General features: G+C 73.1%; 17 protein-coding genes and 1 pseudogene. 14 read left to right on the forward strand and 4 right to left on the reverse strand.

The window, feature by feature from the left end:
* Positions 1-53: 53 nt before the first annotated feature.
* Positions 54-1,217 carry a glycosyltransferase family 4 protein gene (locus tag A2U95_RS24230; RefSeq protein ID WP_240957961.1) on the reverse strand — a complete coding sequence of 388 codons (1,164 nt, stop codon included), beginning with the start codon at positions 1,215-1,217 and terminating at the stop codon, positions 54-56.
* Positions 1,214-4,096 carry a bifunctional glycosyltransferase/CDP-glycerol:glycerophosphate glycerophosphotransferase gene (locus tag A2U95_RS24235; RefSeq protein WP_166026744.1) on the reverse strand — a complete coding sequence of 961 codons (2,883 nt, stop codon included), beginning with the start codon at positions 4,094-4,096 and terminating at the stop codon, positions 1,214-1,216. Before A2U95_RS24235 ends, A2U95_RS24230 begins: the two co-directional genes overlap by 4 nt.
* Before the next feature lie 198 nt (positions 4,097-4,294).
* Here A2U95_RS24235 and galE point away from each other — a divergent pair, with 198 nt between their 5' ends.
* From galE to A2U95_RS24265, 6 genes are all read left to right on the forward strand, one after another.
* On the forward strand, positions 4,295-5,266 hold the full coding sequence (gene galE / locus A2U95_RS24240) for a UDP-glucose 4-epimerase GalE (protein WP_166026746.1): 972 nt from the start codon (positions 4,295-4,297) through the stop codon (positions 5,264-5,266).
* A 205-nt stretch (positions 5,267-5,471) separates the two neighbouring features.
* Positions 5,472-5,792, forward strand: a complete 321-nt coding sequence (gene rplU / locus A2U95_RS24245; RefSeq protein WP_151773201.1) for a 50S ribosomal protein L21 — start codon at positions 5,472-5,474, stop codon at positions 5,790-5,792.
* Between the two features lie 14 nt (positions 5,793-5,806).
* Positions 5,807-6,061: a 50S ribosomal protein L27 gene (gene rpmA / locus A2U95_RS24250; protein WP_108955339.1), complete on the forward strand. Its 255-nt coding sequence runs from the start codon at positions 5,807-5,809 to the stop codon at positions 6,059-6,061.
* 155 nt (positions 6,062-6,216) lie between these two features.
* Positions 6,217-7,656 (forward strand): GTPase ObgE, encoded by a 1,440-nt coding sequence (gene obgE, locus A2U95_RS24255; protein ID WP_166026748.1) that lies wholly within the window; start codon positions 6,217-6,219, stop codon positions 7,654-7,656.
* Between the two features lie 278 nt (positions 7,657-7,934).
* Positions 7,935-9,434, forward strand: a complete 1,500-nt coding sequence (locus tag A2U95_RS24260; RefSeq protein ID WP_166026750.1) for a bifunctional cytidylyltransferase/SDR family oxidoreductase — start codon at positions 7,935-7,937, stop codon at positions 9,432-9,434.
* Between the two features lie 219 nt (positions 9,435-9,653).
* The gene (locus tag A2U95_RS24265) at positions 9,654-11,693 is read left to right on the forward strand and encodes a hypothetical protein (RefSeq protein ID WP_166026752.1); all 2,040 of its coding nucleotides are present in this window, start codon (positions 9,654-9,656) and stop codon (positions 11,691-11,693) included.
* Between the two features lie 155 nt (positions 11,694-11,848).
* Here the strand turns inward: A2U95_RS24265 and A2U95_RS24270 are convergent, their stop codons facing one another.
* Entirely contained in the window at positions 11,849-13,858 is a 2,010-nt protein-coding gene (locus tag A2U95_RS24270; protein WP_166026754.1) for a hypothetical protein, read from the reverse strand.
* A 284-nt stretch (positions 13,859-14,142) separates the two neighbouring features.
* Here A2U95_RS24270 and proB point away from each other — a divergent pair, with 284 nt between their 5' ends.
* The 5 genes from proB to A2U95_RS24295 all read left to right on the forward strand — a co-directional run bounded on the left by proB (position 14,143) and on the right by A2U95_RS24295 (position 19,307).
* The gene (gene proB, locus A2U95_RS24275) at positions 14,143-15,249 is read left to right on the forward strand and encodes a glutamate 5-kinase (protein ID WP_166026756.1); all 1,107 of its coding nucleotides are present in this window, start codon (positions 14,143-14,145) and stop codon (positions 15,247-15,249) included.
* Positions 15,250-15,408: 159 nt separating this feature from the next.
* Positions 15,409-15,876 carry a hypothetical protein gene (locus A2U95_RS24280; RefSeq protein WP_166026758.1) on the forward strand — a complete coding sequence of 156 codons (468 nt, stop codon included), beginning with the start codon at positions 15,409-15,411 and terminating at the stop codon, positions 15,874-15,876.
* 67 nt (positions 15,877-15,943) lie between these two features.
* Positions 15,944-17,248, forward strand: a complete 1,305-nt coding sequence (locus tag A2U95_RS24285; protein WP_166026759.1) for a glutamate-5-semialdehyde dehydrogenase — start codon at positions 15,944-15,946, stop codon at positions 17,246-17,248.
* 89 nt (positions 17,249-17,337) lie between these two features.
* Positions 17,338-18,063: an SCO2584 family spore wall biosynthesis protein gene (locus A2U95_RS24290; RefSeq protein WP_166026760.1), complete on the forward strand. Its 726-nt coding sequence runs from the start codon at positions 17,338-17,340 to the stop codon at positions 18,061-18,063.
* Between the two features lie 83 nt (positions 18,064-18,146).
* Positions 18,147-19,307 carry an SCO2583 family membrane protein gene (locus tag A2U95_RS24295; protein ID WP_166026762.1) on the forward strand — a complete coding sequence of 387 codons (1,161 nt, stop codon included), beginning with the start codon at positions 18,147-18,149 and terminating at the stop codon, positions 19,305-19,307.
* A 12-nt stretch (positions 19,308-19,319) separates the two neighbouring features.
* Here A2U95_RS24295 and A2U95_RS24300 read toward each other — a convergent pair whose 3' ends face one another.
* A complete protein-coding gene (locus A2U95_RS24300) occupies positions 19,320-20,339 on the reverse strand; it encodes a M48 family metallopeptidase (protein ID WP_166026770.1) in 1,020 nt (339 codons plus the stop codon).
* A 160-nt stretch (positions 20,340-20,499) separates the two neighbouring features.
* Here A2U95_RS24300 and A2U95_RS24305 point away from each other — a divergent pair, with 160 nt between their 5' ends.
* The 3 genes and pseudogenes from A2U95_RS24305 to A2U95_RS32940 all read left to right on the forward strand — a co-directional run.
* Positions 20,500-20,661, forward strand: a complete 162-nt coding sequence (locus A2U95_RS24305) for a hypothetical protein (protein WP_166026764.1) — start codon at positions 20,500-20,502, stop codon at positions 20,659-20,661.
* Positions 20,662-20,747: 86 nt separating this feature from the next.
* Positions 20,748-21,401, forward strand: a complete 654-nt coding sequence (gene nadD, locus A2U95_RS24310) for a nicotinate-nucleotide adenylyltransferase (RefSeq protein ID WP_166026766.1) — start codon at positions 20,748-20,750, stop codon at positions 21,399-21,401.
* Positions 21,402-21,417: 16 nt separating this feature from the next.
* Positions 21,418-21,839, forward strand: a pseudogene (locus tag A2U95_RS32940) (LytR family transcriptional regulator); the annotation flags it as partial.

Below are 21,839 nucleotides of genomic sequence, written 5' to 3' on the forward strand. Positions count from 1 at the left end.
CCGGCCCCCGCCGAGGGGCCGGAGCCGGCGGGCTCCCGCTCGTCCGGAGGAGGTCAGCGTTCCAGGAGGTCGAACAGCTCCTCCCACCGGTCGGTGACGGCCGCCGGGGAGAAGCGCCGGACGTTCCGGTACGCCCTGTCGCCCATCCCGTCGCGCAGGCCGGGGTCCTCGAGCAGGCGGCCCAGGTGGCGGGCGAGTTCCGCGGTGTCGCCGGGGCGGGCCAGCAGGCCGTCCTCCTCGTGGCGGACGATCTCCCGCACGCCGGGCGCGCAGTCGAAGGCGACGCAGGGCACGGCGCGGGACATCGCCTCCAGCAGGGACAGGGGGAAGCCCTCGCCGCGGGAGGCCAGGACGAACACGGACGACCGGCGCAGCGCGCCCGCGACGTCCTCGGTCCGCCCGGCCCACTCCACCGAGCCGTCCAGACCCAGTGCGGTGCACCGCCGCCGCAGCGCCTCCTCGTCCGGCCCGGAGCCGTGGACGCGCAGGCGCCACCCCGGATGCCGGGGCGACACCTCGGCCCAGGCGTCGAGCAGCAGGTCGTAGCCCTTCTCGTAGCCGAGGCGGCCGACGGCGGCGACCACCTTGTCGGTGCGGGGGGAGGGGGGGCCCGGTTCCAGGGGGACCGGGTTCGGCATGAAGCCCACGTGGTTGAGGCCCTCCCCGATCCACAGGTCGGCGTCCTCGCGGGTGAGCACCAGCAGCCGGTCGACGTCCTTGTAGTACCGCTTGACGCGTGCGAAGCGGGAGGAGCTCCGCGAGGTCCCGAACGACTCGTGGCTCATGCCGATCACGGTGTGTCCGGCGGTGTCCGCGAGGGCGACCCACTCCATGGCCCACACCTGGGTCACGATGACCACGGCGCCGGGCCGGGACTCCCGGAGGAGGGCGGTCAGCCGCCCGGCCGCCTCGCGCCTCTCCCGCTCCCGCACCGCCTCGCGCCGCCGGGCCACCGGATCGATCCGCCCCCGCAGCCCGCGGACCGGGCGGCGGCCGGGCGGACGCGCGTCGTGGAGGGTCAGGGTCCGGAAGGGCGGGTCCTCGCCGAGGTCGAACGGCGAGCCGGCCGGGGCCACGCCGACCACCGTCACCCGGTGGCCGCGTTCGGCGAACAGCCGTGCCATGAAGGTCTGCCAGCGGCCCACGCCGCCCAGTTCGTCGACCTCGTTGCCCACGAGGACGATGTCGCGCGCGGTCCCGCCGCCGTGCCGGGTCACCGGGCCTCCCCTCCGGCGCCGAAGAAGCGGTCGACGATCCGGGCGGCGGCGTCGCCCTGGTCGTACTCGCCGTACCGGATCATGAACTCCTTGAGCCGCGCCTTGTGGCCCTCGAGCCGGTCCAGGTCCGAGAGGGCCTCGAAGAGTTCCTCCGCCGTGTGCACCACGGGGCCGGGGGCCTCCGCCGACAGGTCGAAGTAGGTGCCCCGGCCGTGGTGGACGTAGTCGTCCCAGTCGTAGGTGAAGAACACCATCGGCCGCTGCAGGAGCGCGTAGTCGAACATCACGGACGAGTAGTCGGTGACGAGCACGTCGGACAGCAGCAGGACGGGGGTGACGTCGGGTTCCCCGCTCACGTCGACCACGCGGCCGGCCACCGACGGGGGCAGCGTGACGCCGTTGAGGTAGTGGGTGCGGACCAGCAGCGTGAGGTCGTCGCCGAACCGGTCGGCGAACTCCTCGACGTCGAAGGGGAAGGCGAAGTCCGCGACCCGGCCGCCCTCCCGGGTGCGGAAGGTGGGTGCGTAGAGCACCACCGGGAGGTCCCGCCGGAGGCCCAGGCGCTCCGCCAGCTCCTCGGCCGCCGGGTCGGGCGCGCCCGACTCCCTGGTCCGCACCAGGGCGTCGTTGCGCGGGTAGCCGGTGCGCAGCAGCTTCTCCTCCGGGATCCGGTAGGCGCGGGCCAGGGTGAGCTCGTCGTGCCGGCCGCGGACCACGAAGTGGTCGAACCGGTCGACGGCCCGCTGGTAGGCGCGGCGCTCCGGCTCCGGCAGGACCCGCGCCTCGGGGGTGTCGAAGCCCATCCGCTTCAGCGCGGAGCCGTGCCAGGTCTGGATGTAGGTGGTCTCCGGGCGCTTCGTCAGTCTCAGGGGGAACCCCTGGTTGTCGATCCAGAACTCCGCCCGCGCCAGCTCCCGGATGTACCGCCACGACCAGCGGCGCACCAGTTCGGCGTCCTTCGGGAAGCCCGTCGGGGAGGCGCCGGCGTACGACCAGACGGCGCGCACGGGGATGTTCCGGCGGCGCAGCTCCTCGTGGACGGCGCGCGGGCTGTCGCCGTACCGCCTGCCGAGGTGGCTCTCGAAGACGACCGTTCCCCTGCGGACGGGCAGCAGGCGGATCATCCGGTGGTACGCCTCGACCTTGCGGTGGCCGGAGCCGAGTTCCTTACGCAGGGCGAGGGCCGTGCGCAGGGCCTTCTTGGTGAACCGGGCCGGCGGGCTCTGGAGGTTGTGCCGCAGCAGGCCGGAGGCGCCCCGGGAGAGGGCGCCGTGCTGGGCCAGGTGGAAGGCCAGGTGGCCGTGGGAGGTGGCGCGCGGCTCGAGGCGGTCGGCCGCCAGCCTGCTCAGGAGCGGCCGCACGCGGACGGCGCCGGCCCGCTCGATGTCCGTCCCGCCGACGGTGAGCCGGCTGGTGGTGCGCTCGCCGTCCACGGTGAGGTGCATCCGCACGTCCCACACGTCGTCGAGGACGCCCACCGGCCGCAGCCTCCGGGCCAGCGGCACGGTGGCCTCCCAGACCACCGACGGACCCGCGTGGCGCACCGCGCGCACGGGGAAGCGGAAGGACCGCAGGCTCCTGCGGCGCGCCGTGAACTCCAGCTCCGCCTCCAGCCGGGCGTCGGGGCGGACCGCTCCCAGCGGGTTGACCACGGCGCCCGACAGGGTGACGCCCCCCGGCGACTCGGCGTAACCGGTGAGCACGTTGCGCAGGAACAGCCGGGAGAGCGGCCTGTCGTGGTACCCGAGGCCGGTGACGTCGAGGACGGCCCGGCCCAGCGGGTCGTCGAGGTGCTCCTCGCACCAGTACACGCGGCCGTCCCGCTCGGCCAGCGGGCTGGACACCTTGCCCTTGTTGATCAGGGTGTCGACGGCGGGCAGCAGGTGCTCCCAGTCCTCGCGCAGGAGGAGGTAGGCGCACAGCCGGTGCACGGGCGACAGCCCCGCGTACGCCTCCTGCGGGAACTCCCGGAGGTACCCGTCGGCCATCTCGGCGAAGCGGCGCCGGTAGCCGTCGTCGAGGAAGGGGAGCTCGCGCAGGTAGAGGACGAGGTCGTGCTTGAGGAACTTCCGGTCCTTGTGCAGCTTCAGCTCGTCGTGTCCCCCGGCGGCCAGGACGCGGTCGATCCGGCGGTGGATCTCCAGCCGGTCCGCGAAGTTGTTGATCTCGTGGCGCCGGTTGCTGATCGACCTGGCCCCGGTCTTCCGCACGACGTTCCAGTGGTAGACCGTGTTCGGGATCAGGGTGATGCGGGAGGCGGCGAGGTACGCCCGGGCCGAGAAGAGCAGGTCCTCGTAGTGGATGCCGCGGGGGAAGGCCAGGCCGCTGTCGACCAGCCACTCGCGGCGGTAGCACTTGTTGGTCGACAGGGTGTCGAAGACCAGCAGGTCCGGAAGCTCGGCGACCGACTCCAGGGTGCGGGTGCGCCGGTACAGCCACGGGTACCACTTCGACGTCGTGCCCCACCGGCTGTCGACGTGCACCCGCAGGCAGAGTCCGGAGACCAGGTCGGCGCCGGTGCCCTCGGCGGCCTCCAGCATGTTCCGGCAGGCGTTGGGCTCCAGGGTGTCGTCGCTGTCCAGGAACATCACGTAGCGGCCGCGGGCCACCGCCACGCCCCGGTTGCGGGGCTCCCCGCAGCCTCCGCTGTTCTCCGGCAGCCGGATGGCCCGCACCCGGTCCGACCCGGCCTCCAGGCGGCGGGCGACCTCGAAGGACCCGTCGGTCGAGTGGTCGTCGGCGATGACCACCTCGACGTTGCGCAGGGTCTGGCCGAGCACGGACCGCACCGCCGCCGGCAGGCGCCGCTCGTCGTTGTAGACGATGACGACGACACTGATGTCGGGGACGTGCTCCGTGCTGTCGTGCGGGGCGGACACCGGAAGGCACCTCCGTCGGAGTGCGGGAACGGGGCGGTCCCACCCGTCGCGCGGGCCGGGGACGAAGAGGGAGGATCAGGACATTCTCATATTCAACCTGTCGGACGATCCGCCCGCTAGTCCGCGGGCCGGGGCCCGGTTCGCGGACCGGCGGGCCGATGGGGGAGTCTGGACGGCCAACGACCCGGGAGGTAAGAGATGAGCTGGCTGGTCACGGGCGGTGCCGGATACATCGGTGCCCACGTGGTGCGCGTCATGGCCGAGGGCGGGGAGGACGTCGTCGTGTTCGACGACCTGTCCACCGGCAGTGCGGACCGGGTGCCCTCCGGCGTGCCGCTGGTGGTCGGCAGCGTCCTGGACGGCCCGCTGCTGGAGCGGACGATGCGCGAGCACGGCGTCACGGGCGTGGTGCACATCGCGGCCAAGAAGCAGGTGGGGGAGTCGGTGGAGCGGCCGCTCCACTACTACCGGGAGAACGTCACCGGGCTGCAGACGCTGCTGGAGGCCATGACGGCCACCGGCGCCGGCGCCCTCGTCTTCTCCTCCTCCGCGGCCGTCTACGGGATGCCGGACGTGGACCTGGTCACCGAGGACACCCCCTGCGCCCCCGTCAACCCCTACGGCGAGACCAAGCTGGCCGGCGAGTGGCTGATCGGGGCGGCCTCCCGGGCCCACGGCATCCGGTCGGCGTGCCTGCGCTACTTCAACGTGGCCGGAGCCGCGGGGCCGGAGCTGGCCGACGCCGGGGCCACCAACCTGGTGCCCATGGTCTTCGAGCGCCTGGACGCCGGCCGGGCCCCGCTGGTCTTCGGCGACGACTACCCCACCCCCGACGGCACCTGCGTGCGGGACTTCATCCACGTCGAGGACATCGCCTCCGCCCACCTGGCGGCCGCGCGGCGGCTGGCGGAGGCGGAGGACGGGACCGCGCTGGTCCTGAACATCGGCCGCGGCGAGGGGAGCTCGGTCCGCGAGGTGGTGGACCGCATCCTCAAGGTCACCGGCAACGGACACCTGACGCCCGAGGTCGCCCCGCGGCGCCCCGGCGACCCGGCGCGCGTGGTGGCCTCCGCGGGCCGGATCGGGACGGAGCTCGGCTGGAGCGCGCGCCACGACCTGGACGACATGATCAGGTCGGCCTGGGAGGGCTGGCGGCACCACCGCTCCTGAACGCGGACGGGCCCGGTTTGACCCTCCAGCCCGGGGCCCCGTAACCTTGACCCTCGGCGTGTCCACAGACACGCCACATCCCCGTAAACCTCATTCCTCCCGGCCGGCCGCAGGCCTCGCGCCGCGCCCCGGGAGAGGCCGGTCCCTTGTCACAGGGAGGCTGGACTGCGGGGGTGCCGTTTCCGAGCGAGAGAGTGAGATCCGCGTGTACGCCATCGTGCGCAGCGGTGGCCGCCAGCACAAGGTTGCTGTCGGTGACATCGTCGAGGTTGACAAGATTTCCACCGCCAAGGTTGGCGACACGGTCGAGCTCTCGACCCTGCTCGTTGTCGACGGCGACTCCGTGACCAGCGACCCGTGGGTCCTGGACGGGATCAAGGTCCAGGCCGAGGTCGTGGACCACCACAAGGGCCAGAAGATCGACATTCTGCGCTACAAGAACAAGACCGGTTACCGCCGTCGGCAGGGCCACCGCCAGCAGTACACGGCGATCAAGGTCACGTCGATCCCCGCGGCTGCGAAGTAAGGGACTGAGGAGACATGGCACACAAGAAGGGCGCATCGTCCACCCGGAACGGTCGCGACTCCAACGCTCAGCGGCTCGGTGTGAAGCGCTTCGGCGGTCAGACCGTCAACGCCGGTGAGATCCTGGTCCGCCAGCGCGGCACCCACTTCCACCCGGGTGCGGGCGTCGGCCGCGGCGGCGACGACACGCTGTTCGCCCTCGAGGCCGGTGCGGTGCAGTTCGGCACCCACCGTGGCCGCAAGGTCGTGAACATCGTTCCGGTCGCCTGAGCAGGCCGACCGAACTCATTCGCGAGGCGGACCTCACTTCCCTGCGGGGAAGTGGGTCCGCCTTTCGCGTGTTGTGTGACACGCGCGCGCCGTGCGACGCGCGGTACGAAGACTGAGCACGACCCAAGACTTACGCGTACTGGAGGCACCTGACCATGACCACCTTCGTGGACCGCGTCGAACTGCATGTCGCCGCGGGTAACGGGGGCCACGGCTGTGCCTCCGTGCACCGGGAGAAGTTCAAGCCCCTGGGCGGCCCGGACGGCGGCAACGGCGGCCGCGGCGGCGACGTGATCCTCACCGTCGACCAGTCGGTGACCACGCTGCTCGAGTACCACCACTCCCCGCACCGCAAGGCCACCAACGGCAAGCCCGGTGAGGGCGGCAACCGCTCCGGCAAGGAGGGCGAGGACCTGGTCCTGGCCGTCCCGGACGGCACCGTGGTCCTCGACAAGCAGGGCAACGTGCTGGCGGACCTGGTGGGTGAGGGCACGTCCTTCGTCGCCGCCCAGGGCGGCCGCGGCGGCCTCGGCAACGCCGCGCTGGCCTCGGCCCGCCGCAAGGCGCCCGGCTTCGCGCTGCTCGGCGAGCCGGGCGACGCCCGGGACGTCGTGCTGGAGCTCAAGACCGTCGCCGACGTGGCGCTGGTCGGCTACCCGAGCGCCGGCAAGTCCTCGCTGATCTCGGTGATGAGCGCCGCCAAGCCGAAGATCGCCGACTACCCGTTCACCACCCTGGTCCCCAACCTGGGCGTGGTCACCGCCGGCTCCACGGTCTACACCGTCGCCGACGTCCCCGGCCTGATCCCCGGCGCCAGCCAGGGCAAGGGGCTGGGCCTGGAGTTCCTGCGCCACGTCGAGCGCTGCAGCGTGCTGGTGCACGTCCTGGACACCGCCACCCTGGAGTCCGACCGCGACCCGGTCTCCGACCTCGACGTCATCGAGGAGGAGCTCAAGATCTACGGCGGCGGCCTGGACAAGCGCCCCCGCCTGGTGGTCCTCAACAAGATCGACGTGCCGGACGGCCGCGACCTCGCCGAGATGGTCCGCCCCGACCTGGAGGCGCGCGGCTACCGCGTCTTCGAGGTGTCCGCGGTGGCCCGCACGGGCCTCAAGGAGCTCTCCTTCGCCCTGGCCGAGCTGGTGGCCCGCCACCGCGCCCGCAGGCCCAAGGAGGAGGCGACCCGCATCGTCATCCGGCCCAAGGCCGTCGACGACGCCGGGTTCACCGTCACCCGGGAGGAGGACGGCCTCTTCCGGGTGCGCGGCGAGAAGCCGGAGCGCTGGGTCCGCCAGACCGACTTCAACAACGACGAGGCCGTGGGCTTCCTCGCCGACCGCCTCAACCGCCTCGGCGTGGAGGCGGAGCTGATGAAGGCGGGCGCCCGGGCCGGCGACGGCGTCGCCATCGGCCCCGAGGACAACGCCGTCGTCTTCGACTGGGAGCCGACGGTCACCGCCGGCGCCGAGATGCTCGGCCGCCGCGGCGAGGACCACCGCTTCGAGGCGCCCCGTCCGGCCGCCCAGCGCCGCCGCGACCGGCAGGCCGAGCGCGACGAGGCCTCCCAGGAGTTCGAGGACTTCGAGCCGTTCTGAGCCGCCCCCGGCGCGACACGCCGGTAATTCGGCCGGATCCCTCCTTTACAGAAGGGGGATCCGGCCGAACGCGTTTAGGGGACACCTGTTCGCCGCTTAACGTATACGGGTCGACAATCGAAAGAATGCATTCCGCTTCGCGTCCCGATCATGAGGTGGAATGCGGTTGAACAGGATGTTTGCGGGAACCGAAACCTCGCTTGCAATGTGGTAACAAGGGTGGGGATCCCCCGATCTCCCGAAGCCCGGCCCGCCGCTGCCCAAGGTAGGAATCGCCCGTGTCCCAGCGCATAACCGCTTCTCGTACGACCGCAGTGATCCTCGCCGGCGGGACCGGGCAGCGGGTCGGGCTGCAGATTCCCAAGCAGCTCATCAAGATCGCCGGCAAGGCGGTCATCGAGCACACGCTGAGCACGTTCGAGCAGGCGGACTCCGTCGACGACGTCCTGGTCCTGATGGCGCCGGGCTACGTGCCGGACGTCGAACGGATCGTCGAGCGCGCGGGTCTCCGCAAGGTGCGGCGGGTCGTCGAGGGCGGCGCGACCCGCAACGAGACCACCCGCCGCGCCATCGGGCTGCTCGGCGAGGGCCTCGCCGAGGGGGAGGACGTCAACGTCCTCTTCCACGACGCGGTGCGCCCGCTGCTCAGCCGCCGGGTCATCGACGACTGCGTGCGCGCCCTGGAGCGCTACCAGGCGGTGGACGTCGCCATCCCGTCCGCCGACACCATCATCGTGACCCGGACCCACGGCGAGGACGGCGAGTTCATCACCGAGATCCCCGACCGCTCCCGGCTGCGTCGCGGCCAGACCCCCCAGGCGTTCAAGCTCTCGACGATCCGGCACGCCTACGAGATCGCCGCCGAGGACCCCCACTTCCAGGCCACCGACGACTGCTCGGTGGTCCTCAAGTACCTGCCGGACGTACCCGTCCACGTGGTCGCCGGCGACGAGTACAACATGAAGGTCACCCAGCCGGTGGACGTCTTCATCGCCGACAAGCTCTTCCAGCTCGCCTCCACGGCGGCCCCGGAGCCCCGCGGCGAGGAGACCTACCGGGAACTGCTGACCGGGAAGACGGTGGTGGTCTTCGGCGGCTCCTACGGCATCGGCAAGGACGTCGCCGACCTCGCCGAGGGCTACGGCGCCTCCGTGTACGCCCTGGGCCGCTCCACCACGGGCACCCACGTGGAGAACGGCGAGGACGTCGAGCAGGCGCTCAGCAAGGCGTACGCGGAGAGCGGCCGGATCGACTACGTGATCAACACGGCCGGGGTGCTGCGGATCGGCCGGCTCGACGAGACGGACGACGAGACCGTCCTGGAGGCCCTGAGGGTCAACTACCTGGCACCCGTGCAGATCGCCCGCGCGGCGTACAAGTACCTCGCCGCCACCAAGGGGCAGCTGCTGCTCTACACCTCCAGCAGCTACACCCGCGGCCGCGCGGAGTACAGCCTCTACTCCTCCACCAAGGCCGCCGTCGTCAACCTCACCCAGGCCTTGGCCGACGAATGGGCCACCGAGGGGGTGCGGGTCAACTGCATCAACCCCGAGCGCACGGCGACCCCCATGCGGACCAAGGCCTTCGGCGAGGAACCGGCGGGCACCCTGCTCTCCTCCCGGGCCGTCGCCCGCACCTCGCTGGACGTCCTGCTCTCCGACCTCACCGGGCACGTCATCGACGTCCGCCAGCAGGATCCGACCGCCGCCGCGGGCCAGGCGTCCGGGTTCGAGCAGGCACTCGCGAGTGTTCTGGACCGGCACGACGGCGTGGCATAATCGGCCGCAATTGCCAGAAATCGTTCAGGCCTCCGCGGCCGCGTCGAGAGGTGCGACCGCGGGGGCCTGAGCGGCTGAATAGCTGAATACCCGGGAATCGCACTACCCAGGTTTTGTCCTACAAGGGAAATACGCACGGTCTTTTCCGGAACTGTCGGAGTTATGCGCCCAAGGCCGTTCACGCACCATGCCGGCACCTCCCCTGGAGCAGGTTCACACGTGATATCCACAGTCGTACGCGCCGCCCGGGTGGGCAGCGTGGGAGAGCTGGTCGCCGCCGCCGCCCTCATCGTGGTGGGCTTCCCCGCCCTGATGGTCGCGGCGCTGCTGCCGAACATCCCCCTCTTCGCTCTGGCCGCGGCCGTCACCTACGGGTCGGACCACTACCTGCACCGGCGCAACAGCTACCTGGTGAACCGGCTGAGCGTGGTGCGGGCGGGCCTGGCCATCCGCTTCCTGGTCCGTCAGCTCATCCTGGTCCTGCTGCTCGCCCGGCTGGGGCTCGCCTACGGGGTGTTCTTCTACGCGCTCGTGGCCTGCTTCATCAGTTTCTACGGGCTCCAGGCCGTGCACGGCGCGCTGGTGACGCTGGTGAGGCTCCGGCGCACCCTGCCGGTGGCCACCCGGAACATCGCCCTGGCGACGGCCGTCCGGATACCGGACGCCCCGGCACGGTGGCTGCTGCACCGCTCCGGCGAGAAGATGCTCCACCTCGACCTGCCGGTGATCGTCGGCGGCCTGGTCTCGGCGTTCCTCGGCGACGGCCTGTGGGGCGGACTCGGCATCATCGCCACCCTCGGGCTGGGCGGGCTCTACACGGTCGTCCTGCTGCCCTACCTGTTCGGCCCCCGCCGGGCCCCCTCCCCGGAGTCGGTGCTCGCCGCGGTCGAGACCTGGCTGCGCGCCTACCGTCCGGAGACGGTCCTGTACTTCTCGGGCGCCAAGGAGTCGGCCTACCAGGTCAACATGTGGCTGGAGACCATGGAGCGGCTGGACACCCGTCCGCTGATCGTCCTGCGGGAGCGCGTGGTGCTGGAACGGCTGGCCCCCACCACCGTCCCGGTGATCTGCGTGCCCGGCGGCGTCCACCTGATGAACCTCGACCTGTCCACGGTCAAGGTGGCGCTCTACGCGGCCAACGTCGGCAAGAACATCCACCTGCTGCGCGTGCCGACCATGAAGCACGTCTTCATCGGCCACGGCGACAGCGACAAGGTCGCCAGCGTCAACCCCTTCAGCAAGGTGTACGACGAGGTGTGGACGGCCGGCAAGGCCGGGCGCGACCGGTACGCCGTGGCGGACGTCGGGGTGCGCGACGAGGACGTCGTGGAGGTCGGACGCCCGCAGCTCGCGCCGATCCGGGTCGGCCGGCGCGAGCGGGTGTCGATCCCGACCGTGCTCTACGCGCCCACCTGGGAGGGCTGGGACGACAACCCCGGCAACACCTCCCTGATGGCGGCCGGCGAGAACATCGTCCGGCGGCTGCTCGCGGCCGACGAGCCGGTGCGGGTGCTGTACAAGCCGCATCCGTTCACCGGCACCCGCAGCTCCCGGGCCAAGGCCGCGCACGAGCGGATCACCGCGCTGGTGGAGCAGGCCGCCGCCGCGCGGGCGCTGGACCCGGCGTTCGCCGTCGACGAGGCGGCGGTGGAGGCGGCGCGGGAGGAACTGGCCCGCGTCGAGGCCCGGCTGACCGAGCTGACCGGTGGCGCGGACGACGGCGACGAGGCCATGGCCACCCGTGACGGGGTGGCCGACCCCGGGGTCTACGAGGAGATCGCCCGGCTGCGCGAGCAGTGGAACGACGCCTACTGGCGGTCCTTCCCGGAGTGGGAGCACCGCGTGATCACCGGGCCCGAGCCGCTGCTGTACGACTGCTTCAACGTCTCCGACGGCATGGTCTCCGACATCTCCAGCGTGGTCTCCGACTTCATCGCCAGCGGCAAGCCGTATGCGGTGACCGACTCCGCAGGGCTCGGCGCGGAGGAGTTCGTCCGGCAGAACACGGCCGTGCGGGCGGCGGTGATCCTCTCCAACGAGGCCACCGAGCTGGACGAGCTGCTGGCGGCGGTGCGGGAGCAGGAGGCGGACACCCTGGCCGCGGCGCGGGTCGAGCTGAAGGAGTACCTGCTCGGGCCCGACGAGCCGCCGTCCCTGCAGCGGTTCAACGCGGCGGTCGCCGCGCTCGCCCTCAAGGCGGAGGCCCGCAACCTCGGCCAGACCCGCAGCACCGCCCCCGCGGAGGTCCCCGCCCACTGACCCGCCCCTCCGGGACCGGGACGCCGCCTCGCCACGCCCACCCGCGCCCCGGCGGCCCGGCCGCCCGCGGGGGAGCGCCGGGGGCGGGAACGCGGAACCGCCCGGGTCCCCCGTCGGTGGACGGGGGACCCGGGCGGCCGGGGAGGCGGAGGAGGTCAGCCCGTGGTGAGCTCCGGGTCGCCCGTGGGCGCCGCGGCACGCTGACCCGGGATCCGGGCCTCGCGCTCGGTCATCCGCCGACGGTGCCGCAGCGCCGACTCGCACAGCGCCCGCATCGCCTCGTTGAACCGCGCCTGCGACGGCGGGTCCGAGGGGCCCAGCAGCCGCAGCTTCAGCTCGGCCCGCGCCTCCCGCAGGTCGTCCAGCTCCGGCTTCCGCACGCGCTCCAGCAGCTCCGGCACACCCGCCGCGTCCGGCGTCAGCACGGTCGCGGCGCGCACCGTCGGGAAGGCCTCGCGGAAGGCCGCCTCGGTCAGCCCCGAGGTGTTGGCCACCGCGTACGGCTTGCCGCTCGCCATGTAGTCCGAGATGACGCTGGACACGTCGCTGATCAGCAGGTCCGCCCGGTTGAAGCAGGCCTGGATGTCGGGACGCGCGTCCGTGACGATCTGGTGCTCCCACTCCGGCAGCGCCGCCCAGTACGCCTTCACCCACGCGGCCGTCGCCGCGGTGACCGCGGCGGCGCGGCCCGGCTCCGGGGCGGTCTGGAGCATCATCCGCTCCATGTTGTCCGAGGACGTCCGGAAGGCGGAGGTGGTGAGCCGGTCCAGCTCGGCGGTCCGGCGCGCCAGCTCGGCCGCGGCCTCGGCGCCCGGACGGGTGCCGGTGCGCTCCCGGTTGGCGGCCAGGATCAGCTCGCGGATGCGCCGGTCGGCGGCGCCGGCCCGCGGGTCGACCGAGCCGGTCAGCGGGTGCGGCTTGTAGACCAGGCGGACCTTGGGGTCGGCGAGCAGCGCCCGCACCAGGTTCTCGCCGGCCGCGATCACCGACGTGTTGCCCGGGTTGCCGTCCCAGCCCTCCCAGGTGGGGGCGTAGAGCACGTGGGTGTACTCGCCCTCGGGGGCGCCCCGGTAGGCGGCGATGCCGTCCAGCTGCGGACGGCCGATCTCCACGACGTCCTTGTCCTCGACGCCGATGTCGGCCAGCGCGTACCGCTCGCGGGCCTCGGGGCCGGCCACCCACACCTCGTCGTACGCCTTGGCGTACGGGTTGCAGGAGGACAGCTTGTCGCTCTCGCCGTGGTTGACGAAGGCGTGCTTGATCGTCGGGATGCGCAGCACCTGCGAGGTCTTGCCCGAGTTCGACGGGTGGATCAGCGCCTGCAGGGTGGAGTGCTCCAGCCGCATCAGGTGGTGGACCTGCGGCAGGCAGACGATCGGGACGTCGGTCGCGGTGATCTTCTGCATCATGAAGCGCTCGCGCAGCACGATCAGCGGACGCCCGTCCAGCTTGGCCAGCGGGTCCAGCCACATGTTGGCCTGGTAGGCGGAGGCGGAGCCGCCGGAGAAGTACATGCCGATGGTCGGCTTGTACTCGGCCAGCCACGCGTCGAACCACTTCAGCACCGTCTCCTCGGACGGCGGGCGGCGGCCCGGCAGCAGGTGGCTGCCCAGCAGGACCAGACCGCCCAGCGCCAGGACCACGGACACCGCGGCGCCGACGACGCCCCACAGCGCGTCACCGGTCGCGCCGGCGGCCAGCAGACCCGCGGTGGCCGGCAGGCCGAGGATCAGCAGCCGGTGCCCGGGCCGGCGCAGCAGCAGCGCCGGCGGGGCGGCGGTCAGGCGCAGGGCGGAGGTGTCGATGTTGCGGGTGAGCACCGGCGTGGTGCGCGTGCGGCGCACGATGACGGAGACGGCCTGGATCGAGAAGTGCAGCCCGTAGAACGCCAGCAGCACCAGCAGCGGCGTGGCCAGGTCGGTCTCCTGGCTCTGGCCGTGCAGGCGGACCAGGGCGACGACGATCAGCATGTCCCGCAGCAGGTGGCGAACCGTGACGTCGGCGTGCATCTTGGCGAACATCGCCACCATGCCGCGCTGCCAGCGGAACAGGACTCCCTCGACGGCCAGGGAGACGGCCGCCGCGGCGATCATGACCGGCACGTTCGGGACGACGGCCGTGACGGCGAGTGTGAGGAACGACACCGCCATGAGGGCGGTGACCATGCCTCTCACGGCGGTCTGCCGACGGGGGACGGGTGTGGGCACTGCGTCACTCCAAATGGGCTGCGCGGACGTGTTGCGTCAGGGACTCAGTTTCAACGCGCGCGAACGCTCCGACGACACGCCTCGGGCGCCCGCGCCGCTCCAGCGGTGCGCGGGTTCCGGGGGCGTACGTCCGTGGGGTGGAACGCACGCGCGCCGCCGTGTCCGGGTCGCGTAGATTGCCGGGCGGGCAGCTGAGAACAAGGTGAGGGGACAACGGCAAGGTGACAAGGGCAAGGCAGGCCGTGACCGGGGCTCGCAGGATCGTCGTCAAGGTGGGGTCCTCGTCGTTGACCACGGCCGAGGGCGGCCTGGACGCCGACCGCGTCGACGCGCTGGTCGACGTGCTGGCGGCGGGCAGGGACGGCGGCGAGAGGGATATCGTCCTGGTTTCCTCCGGTGCCATCGCTGCGGGACTCGCCCCTCTGGGTCTTCGGCGCCGGCCTCGTGACCTGGCCCGGCAGCAGGCAGCCGCCAGCGTGGGGCAGGGTCTGCTGGTGGCTCGCTACACCGCGTCCTTCGCACGCCACGGTGTGCGGGTCGGCCAGGTGCTGCTGACGGCCGATGATACGAGTCGGCGTGCCCACCACCGTAACGCAGCCCGAACGCTCGACAAATTGCTCGCCATGGGAGCCGTACCGGTCGTCAACGAGAACGACACGGTAGCGACCGACGAGATCCGGTTCGGGGACAACGACCGTTTGGCGGCGCTTGTGGCGCATCTGGTCCACGCCGATCTGCTGGTCCTGCTCTCCGACGTCGACGGCCTCTACGACGGCGACCCGTCCCGCCCCGGGACGTCCCGGCTGGACGAGGTCCGGGGGCCCGAGGACCTGGCGGGCGTGGAGATCGGCAGCGCCGGCAGGGCCGGGGTGGGCACCGGCGGGATGGTGACCAAGGTGGAGGCCGCCCGGATCGCCGCGGAGGCCGGCATCCCGGTGGTCCTCACCAGCGCCAGCCAGGCCGCCGACGCGCTGAAGGGCCGCGACACCGGCACCTTGTTCCACGCCACCGGCAGCCGGTCCGCCGACCGTCTCCTGTGGCTGCAGCACGCCTCCGCCCCGCAGGGCTCGCTCACCCTGGACGACGGCGCGGTGCGGGCCGTGGTGGAGCGGCGGAAGTCACTGCTGCCCGCGGGCATCGCCGGGGTCGAGGGCGAGTTCCAGGCCGGCGACCCGGTGGAGCTGAAGGACGCCGAGGGGCATGCCGTGGCACGCGGCCTGGTGAACTTCGACGCGCGGGAGATCCCCCTCCTGATCGGCCGCTCGACCCGGGAACTGGCACGCGAGCTGGGCCCCGCCTACGAACGAGAGGTCGTACACAGGGACGACCTGGTGCTGCTGCGGCGCTGAGCGGGATGTCGCGTTTCGGCCGTCGTGGCCGGAATCCGGTGCGGGACGTTCCGTAAAACGGCCCCACGGAGCGCCGTCGCCTGCTGCACTGGTGTCGGGGCAGACGCCGGGGCAGACGCGCCGGGCGACCACCGTGAGCGCCGTGTGAAGGAGGCCGTTGTGAGACGAGTGCGCCCGGGAACGGCGGCGTCCCGCGCGGCCGGCGGGGGAGCGGCGGCCCGGCGCGGGCTCACCAGCGTCTCGCCCGACGACCGGTTCCAGGGCGGGCCGCCCGTCCCCGCGGAACTGCCGCGGCTGTGGCACGTCACCCTCTCCGTCTCCGGCGCCGAGGTCCCGCTGCCGGAGGTGCGGCGGGCGCTGGAGCAGCTGGCCCACGACCACCCCTTCCTGCTGACCAGCCGGTACGCCACCGACCACGCGGAGATCCGCTACTGGGAGGAGGCCCGCGACCTGCACGACGCGGCCGCGGTGGCGCTGCGGCTGTGGGGCGAGCACCGGCGGACGGCCAACCTGCCGCGGTGGGAGATCGTCGGCCTGGAGGTCGTCGACCGGGAGACCCACCACCAGCGGGTGGCCGCCGGACAGGGCCCGCCGCCGGCCACCCGGATGGGCGTCCACCCGTTCTGAGGCCGGGCGCCGCCCGCCAGGTGGAACGCCCGTCGGCGCCCGCCCCCGCGGCGTTACCCTTCGCGGTATGAGCACGCTCACGACGACGACCGCAGCCGCCACGGAACCGACCGAGCCCACGGTGACCGAGGTGGCCCGCCGTGCCCGCACCGCCGCCGCCGGCCTGGCCCCGCTCCCGCGTTCCGCCAAGGACGCCGCCCTCCAGGCGGTGGCGGACGCCCTCGAGGCCCGCGTCGAGGAGATCGTCGAGGCCAACGCCGCGGACGTGGCCCGCGCCCGCGAGGCCGGCACCGCCGAGTCCGTGGTCGACCGGCTGACCCTCACCCCGGAGCGCGTCCGCGCCATCGCCTCCGACGTGCGCGACGTCGCCGCGCTGCCGGACCCGGTCGGCGAGGTCGTCCGCGGCTCCACGCTGCCCAACGGCATCGACCTGCGGCAGGTCCGCGTCCCGCTCGGCGTGGTCGGCATCGTCTACGAGGCCCGGCCCAACGTGACGGTGGACGCCGCCGCGCTCTGCCTGAAGTCCGGCAACGCGGTGCTGCTGCGCGGTTCGTCCTCCGCCTACTCCTCCAACACCGCCCTGGTGGCCGTCCTGCGTGACGCGGTGGCGGGCGCCGGGCTGCCGGCCGACGCGGTGCAGCTGGTGCCGGGCGAGGGCCGTGACGCGGTGCACGAGCTGATGCGCGCCCGCGGCCTGGTCGACGTGCTCATCCCGCGCGGCGGGGCCTCGCTGATCCGCACCGTCGTCGAGCAGTCCACCGTCCCGGTGATCGAGACCGGCACCGGCAACTGCCACGTCTACGTCGACGCCGACGCCGACCTCGACACGGCGGTGGAGATCCTGCTCAACTCCAAGGCCCACCGGGTCAGCGTCTGCAACGCCGCCGAGACCCTGCTGGTGCACCGCGACATCGCCGACGCCTTCCTGCCGCGCGCCCTCGACGCCCTGGCCGGCGCCGGGGTCACCGTGCACGGCGACGAGCGGGTGCTGGCGCTGGCCGCGGGCACCGGGGCCACCGTGGTCGAGGCGACCGAGGAGGACTGGGAGACCGAGTACCTCTCCTACGACATCGCCGCCGCCGTGGTCGACTCGCTGGACGCGGCCGTGGCCCACATCCGCCGCTGGAGCTCCGGCCACACCGAGGCGATCGTCACCACCTCCCAGCAGGCGGCCCGCCGCTTCACCCAGCTGGTGGACTCCACCACGGTCGCGGTGAACGCCTCCACGCGGTTCACCGACGGCGGCCAGTTCGGCTTCGGCGCCGAGATCGGCATCTCCACCCAGAAGCTGCACGCCCGCGGCCCGATGGGCCTCCCGGAGCTGACCAGCACCAAGTACATCGTCACCGGCGACGGGCACGTCCGCCCCTGACCCGCGGGCGCGCCGGGGACGGTCACGGGCCCTTCGCCGAATTTCCGTACGCTCTGCCCAGATCGACCCGGCGCGTCTACTCTGGTGCCGTGGCGGAGGACGTGGGGGGCACGCCGTTCCCTGACGGTGGAGAGCCCGACGACGACCAGAACCGCGGGATGCCGGACGACGAGTTCGCCCCCGTGGTCTTCGACGAGGACTTCGTCCGGGCGGCCCCGGTCCACGAGCCGACCGCCGTGGAGCGTCTGGTGGCGGCCGCGCAGGCGCGCGCCGAGGCCTCCGAGGCGGAGGCCGCGCGCCGGGCCCGGGCCGGCGGTCCCCGGCCCGAGGACGACCGGCACGACGAGGCGCCCGGTCCCGACGACATCGGCCTCGCCCACGACCCGCTCTCCCGCGGCCGGCCCGGGCGCGACCCGTCCTCCGAGGACCCGCCGCGCCCGGGCGACCCGTACCCGGCCGGTCACGTGGCCCGCACCGGACAGGACCCCGGCGGCCCCGGCATGCGCGGGGGCGACGCCGCCGCCGACTTCGCCCCCGGACTGTTCGGCCGTCCGGGCGGTTCCGTCCGGCCCGGCCGGTGGCACCGGCCGGTCGCCTGGGTGCTCGCCCTGGTGATGGGGATGGGCATGGTCGCGCTCGCCTTCACCGCCGTCCACCGGGGTGCCGCGGGACAGACCGGACAGGTTCCGCCGCCCGCCTCCACCCGCCCCACGCCCGCGCCGGCCCCGGACACCGCGGTCGGCCCCTCGGCCTCCGCCGAGTACTCCGGGCCTCCCGCGGCGGCCGTCCCGCGCGCCTCCGCACCGGTGCCCTGACGGCCCGCGGCCATCGCCCTCCCGCCCGCGGATGGCTCGTACGGGGGCGTTTACCGGAAGGCGGCACAACCCACTCTGAAGGTATGGGCGGGCCCGGAGAGCCACCCGACGGCACGCCCGACGGCGCCGCGGGAGGCAACGAGGACGAGTACCGATCCGTCGTCTTCGACGAGTCGTTCGTCAAGGCTGCCCGCCTCCAGGAGTACAGCGCGCAGGAACGTCTCGCCGACCACGCCCCGCCGGTGCGGACCCGGCCCAGCGGCATCCACCGGCTCTCCCGGCAGGCGCTGGTCCTGGCCCTCCTCGTCACCATCGCCTTCGTCACCGCCGTCTACCTCGGCATGCGCTCGCCCTACCAGCCGCCCACCGCCCACCGGGACGCCGAACCCGTACGGGTCACCGTGGTCCCGCTCGCCCCCAGGGGCCCCGTGCCGGGAGCGGCCGAACCCGGGCGGCTCTACGAGGCGAGCCCGGCGCGCGGCTTCGAGGCCGGCGAGAAGGGCGTCACCATGCCGCCGGCCCGGCGCACCGAGCACTTCTCCGACGGCCAGGTCATCGCCGCGCTGGCCGCCGCCCGGGACTACGTGATCGGCTCCTCGCTCGACCCCAAGGTGCTGATGGGCGACGCCACGCGCTCGGTGCGGGTCCTGCTCGACCCCGACCAGTTCGACCGGTTCGACCGCAGCACGGGCGGGACCACGCGCGGCGGCGGAACCCCGGGCGACGCCTCCGCGCCGCTGGGCTGGCTGATCCGCTTCGACCCCACCCGGGTCCGGCTCGCCGACCCGGAGATCCGGGCGCGCGGCACGATGAAGGTCGTCGAGCGGAACGCGGCCACCCTGGAGGTGGTGGCCGACCACGTCTTCGTCTACGCCCTGACCGGGGCCGCCCAGGACGGCGGGCGGGACGGGGCCGACGGGGCCGACGGCGACAGGAACGGAAGGACCGGCGGGGCCGAACGGGCCGACGGCGCGCGGGAGCGGGTCTCGCTGTTCACCGTGCGGCGCGAGGTGCGGATGCGGTTCGACCAGGACAACCTGCGGCTGCGGCAGGTGCGGGTGGTGTCCGCCTCCGTGCAGGCGGGCCCCCTGTCCTGCACCGGCGACCCCGACCAGGTGCTGCGCCCGCTCCTGGCCGGCCAGCGCGCCGACGACGCGGCGCCGCCCGGCACCGACCCGTACCGCGCGGCCAGCCCGGCCGGCCTGTGCGGCACCCTCTCCCCGGCCGCGATGCCCCGGCTCTGACCCCGCGCGGCGTCAGGCCCCGGTGCCGTTGAAGCCCCGGCGTATGCGGTCGGTGGCACCGCCGACGATCTTGAACAGCGGGTCGGCCGAGGTGCGGACCGTCTCCGCGTAGCCGGCGGCGGACTCGCGGAACGCGTCCGTCACCGAGGCGTCCTTGTCCTCCTCGCGCCGCGGGTAGTGCCCGTCCATCAGCCGCTGGAAGTCCCGGGAGTCCGCCCACCGCCGGAGCTCGGCCGCCCGGACCGTGGTGAAGGGGTGGGAGCGCGGCAGCACGTTCAGGATCTTCAGCACCGAGTCGCGCAGGTCGCCGCCGGCCTCGTACTCCTCCGCCTGGCGGAGGAAGGCGTCGACGTTCATCTCGTGGAGGTGGTTGCCGCCGGCCAGCTTCATCAGACCGCGCATCGACGCCTGGACGTCCTGCCCGACCAGCAGGCCGGCGCGGTCGGCCGAGAGCTCGGACTTGCGGAACCACTCGCGCAGCGCCGTCACGATCGCCGTCACGGCGACGTTGCCCAGCGGGATCCAGGAGATCCGGACGGCCAGGTTGGTCAGGAAGAGCAGCACCGTGCGGTAGACCGCGTGGCCGGAGAGGGCGTGTCCCACCTCGTGGCCGACGACGGCGCGCATCTCCTCCTCGTCCAGCAGCTCCACCAGGCCGGTGGTCAGCACGATCACCGGCTCGTCCAGGCCCACGCACATCGCGCCCGGCTTCGGGTCCTGCGAGACGTACATCGCGGGAACCCCGGGCAGGTCGAGGATGTAGCAGGCGTCCCGCAGCATGTCGTGCAGGTGCGGGAACTGCTCCTCGCCCACCCGGACGGAGTCCGACAGGAAGAGCAGGCGCAGGCTCCGCTCGGGGACCAGCCCGCTGAGCGCCTTGAAGACGGTGTCGAAACCGCTGAGCCTGCGCAGCGCCACCAGGGCGGACCGGTCCGCGGGGTGCTCGTAGGCCCGGGACGACAGCCCCGGGAACCGCCTCCGGCCGCGGGCCGCCGCGCGGCCGTCGTGCCCCGTCCTGTCCCCGCCCGGCATCAGGTCCCCCGCCCGTGTCGCCACCGATCGCCCCCCGGCCGCCCCGGCCGGTGCTGCTGTGGGTAGGACGAGCGGGCGGGGCCGATGGTTCCCGCCGCCGACCGGCGCATACGATGAGCCGACGTCCTTATCCAGCCCATACGGATTGGTCCAGCCGAAGATGAGCTTTGAGCAGAGCGCCGCGCAGTTGGTCACCCTCGCCGCCGAGGGCGGCGAGCAAGGTCACCACATGAACCTCAACCCCCTGCTGCCGGGCATCGGCGCCTTCGTGATCCTCATGCTGCTGCTCTTCATCACCGTCGGCTTCAACCGCGACCGGTGACCCGGAACGGGTGATCCCGTCACGAATCCCCAGGTGGGACAGGTCGAGGTCAAGCTTCCGGGACCGGGCCGGTAGGGTCTGCACGCATGGGAGAGCAGGACATGCCCGCCGGTCCGGGAGGCGTCCCGGCCGCCGGCCCGGCCGACAGGGCAAGACGCCGCCGCCTCGGCGTGATGGGCGGCACGTTCGACCCGATCCACCACGGACACCTGGTGGCGGCCAGTGAGGTCGCCGCCGCGTTCGGGCTCGACGAGGTCGTGTTCGTGCCCACCGGCAACCCCTGGCAGAAGAGCCACCGGACGGTCACCCCGGCCGAGGACCGCTACCTGATGACGGTCATCGCCACCGCCGAGAACCCGCAGTTCTCGGTGAGCCGCATCGACATCGACCGCGGCGGTCCGACCTACACCACGGACACGCTGCGCGACCTGCGGGCGCTCAACCCGGACACGGACCTCTTCTTCATCACGGGCGCGGACGCGCTCGCCCAGATCCTCACCTGGCGGGACGCGGACGAGCTGTTCTCCCTCGCGCACTTCATCGGCGTGACACGGCCGGGACACACACTGCACGACCCAGGGCTCCCCGAAGGCGGTGTCTCGCTCGTCGAGGTGCCGGCGCTCGCCATCTCGTCCACGGACTGCCGTGCGCGAGTCGCCAAGGGCGCCCCCGTCTGGTACCTGGTGCCGGACGGAGTCGTGCGCTACATCGACAAGCGCCAGCTGTACCGCGGCGAGTGAGCCGAGAGGGGCACCGGTGAACGACCGATACGACGCGGGACACGCGGGACACGGGGGCGACCAGTACGAACTGGTCGGCTACGACGAGTACGGACAGCCCGTGTACCGGCAGGTCCCGCGCCAGGCCGGCCCGCAGGGCTACCCTCCCCCGCCGCACGGCGGCCAGGAGCAGCAGCCCCGGGGCGGCCACGAGCCGCAGGCGCAGGGATACGGCTACGACCCCTACGCGGGCGGCCAGGGACCGCGGCAGCCGTCCGCCACCGGCTACGACTCCTACGACCACGGCTCCTACGACCACGGCTCCTACGGCGCGGGCGGTCCGGGCACCGGGCAGCAGGCTCCCGTGCCCCCCGCGCCTCCCGCGGGACCCGCCGGCCCGTCCCACGGCGGTCACCGCGGCGGCCCGCCGCCCGGCGGGCCCGGGCAGCACCCGCAGCA

It is taken from the genome of Streptomyces chilikensis (assembly GCF_001642695.1).
GTDB classification, from domain to species: Bacteria; Actinomycetota; Actinomycetes; order Streptomycetales; family Streptomycetaceae; genus Streptomyces; species Streptomyces chilikensis.

Excerpts from the sequence above, each read along its gene's own strand:
- galE (WP_166026746.1), top strand. The coding sequence starts at position 4,295 with ATGAGCTGGCTGGTCACGGGCGGTGCCGGATACATCGGTGCCCACGTG.
- rpmA (WP_108955339.1), top strand. The coding sequence starts at position 5,807 with ATGGCACACAAGAAGGGCGCATCGTCCACCCGGAACGGTCGCGACTCC.
- obgE (WP_166026748.1), top strand. The coding sequence starts at position 6,217 with ATGACCACCTTCGTGGACCGCGTCGAACTGCATGTCGCCGCGGGTAAC.
- A2U95_RS24270 (WP_166026754.1), bottom strand. The coding sequence starts at position 13,858 with ATGGTCACCGCCCTCATGGCGGTGTCGTTCCTCACACTCGCCGTCACG.
- A2U95_RS24285 (WP_166026759.1), top strand. The coding sequence starts at position 15,944 with ATGAGCACGCTCACGACGACGACCGCAGCCGCCACGGAACCGACCGAG.
- A2U95_RS24295 (WP_166026762.1), top strand. The coding sequence starts at position 18,147 with ATGGGCGGGCCCGGAGAGCCACCCGACGGCACGCCCGACGGCGCCGCG.
- A2U95_RS24300 (WP_166026770.1), bottom strand. The coding sequence starts at position 20,339 with ATGCCGGGCGGGGACAGGACGGGGCACGACGGCCGCGCGGCGGCCCGC.
- A2U95_RS24305 (WP_166026764.1), top strand. The coding sequence starts at position 20,500 with ATGAGCTTTGAGCAGAGCGCCGCGCAGTTGGTCACCCTCGCCGCCGAG.
- nadD (WP_166026766.1), top strand. The coding sequence starts at position 20,748 with ATGGGAGAGCAGGACATGCCCGCCGGTCCGGGAGGCGTCCCGGCCGCC.